Source organism: Symbiopectobacterium sp. (assembly GCF_051710365.1).
In the GTDB taxonomy this organism is placed as follows: Bacteria; Pseudomonadota; Gammaproteobacteria; order Enterobacterales; family Enterobacteriaceae; genus Symbiopectobacterium.
The window spans coordinates 1-1,696 of the sequence record NZ_JBPETA010000341.1 but is presented as its reverse complement, the minus strand read 5'-3'; the positions used below and the strand labels follow the sequence as shown (position 1 = coordinate 1,696).

The following is a 1,696-nucleotide window of genomic DNA, read 5'->3' as shown; positions in this document are numbered from 1 at the left end:
GAGTTCAGTATTGGTGACAGACCACCACAAGTATCCAACCTCAATTCTATTCACAAGACCATCGTTGATGTTCTCGGCGAGCGATACCGTCGAATTTATTCTTAAAGTAGGTGCGGAATGACGGTTAAATCATCGCCGAGCAGCGTTTTCAGCGCCGCTTCATTGTAACCATCTGCCTGTTTCCACCCCATGTTGCCTATGAGCGCAAACTCATTGACACCGAAGTTGAATGCCGCAACGTTCAGATTGACCGAGGCGTGATAAATATTGCCCTGTGCATCCCTTAACGGAACCTGCAACGGCTGCTGTTGACTCAGTTGCGCCCATGCCTGCATCTGGTCGTCCATCATTTCTTTTTCAGCCCCAAACCCTCCAGTAACCAATGATGTTGAAGCCAGATTCAGCGCCACCGTTTTTCCTTGCTCGGCGTCGCGCAGCAACTCAGGGCGGGCGAACAGCGCGGAAGTAACCACTTCCATAGCACGCGTTTGTGCACCGAAATAGCGTGCATCCGAATTTTTTGCCAATCCAAAAGGAGACAAGATACCGTGACGAATCCCAGTAAACAGCCTTTGCGGTGTACCCTTTTCACCAAGGGCACTGAATTCTGACAGCCATAAATTCGTGGCATGTGTGGTTTCTTGCGAGGAGGAGGAAGCGATACCCCTGTCATTGTAGCGGGTATGAAAAATACCGTTCTCCCCCTGCTTCATCTGTCCGGCCGGCGTGAGCGTACACTGATAGTCCACATTGTTATGTTGAAAACGCGTATCGATCGTTTCCCATTTCTGGGTATTTAGCACCTCGCGCAAACCCGCCGCAAAAGCTTGTTTGGCTTGTGCTTTTGCTTCTTTTTTCGGAAATCCTAGATTGATAAACTCTCTTGTCAGCCCGTCTATCAATAGCGGCTTTATGGTTTTCGCTCTCTGCAACTCCTGTTTGGTGAGCGCTCTGTTTTCCGCTTGCAGCTTCTCGCGAGTTTGATCCAGTAATGACGAGGGATCGCGCCCCAATGCCAACATTGCGCTGGTGGCGGCGTTGTGCAAATGTCCTTCTAAAACGCTTAGCGTTTCTGTTGTGCGGGAGGACGTGTCTACGTCTTCACGTTTACGTTCAACATCCGAGTTCTTTGCTGCTTTATACTGTTTAACACGCTGCGCCACTGTGCCTGTAAAGATTTTTTTCTTATCAGCCACGATGTGCAATGTCGGCCTGTCATTGATTTGCACTGCGGATTTTAGATGATTCGCCCACAACAGTCTGTTATCGGAGGTTACCGGCCCCTCCGTTTTAACACTACTATCCAGATGATTATTAACGTGATACTTTTGTTGCTTGATGCTAAAAAAACCATTAACGCCCATAAAATAACGCCTCCGCTCATTGAGCGATAACGTTACTGACCGCCATTGCTATTAACTATAATTAAACGCCCAATTCAACGGTGATAGCGATGACTTGCTGATGAAGATGATAATTTCTACGTTGCGGGAGGATAGCCTACAGGCAAACCACGAACTGCTTCATCCCTGAATGATATTTCCTGAGCAAAGAGAGCGATGTAAGACATAAAGTGTACTAGCTCAGACCTGATCTGACAGTTACCGGTTATTTATACAGGTGTCTGTCAGATTAAATCTGGTTCAGATTTTTTTCTGCCCAGACCCGTTTACCATCAAGTAATGTTGCCATTGGC

General features: G+C 47.5%; 1 protein-coding gene. It reads right to left on the bottom strand.

What is annotated here, in order from left to right; translation table 11 throughout:
• Positions 1 to 101: 101 nt before the first annotated feature.
• The gene (locus ACTBDZ_RS17590) at positions 102 to 1,196 is read right to left on the bottom strand and encodes an inositol phosphate phosphatase SopB (RefSeq protein WP_438816243.1); all 1,095 of its coding nucleotides are present in this window, start codon (positions 1,194 to 1,196) and stop codon (positions 102 to 104) included.
• Positions 1,197 to 1,696: the final 500 nt, after the last annotated feature.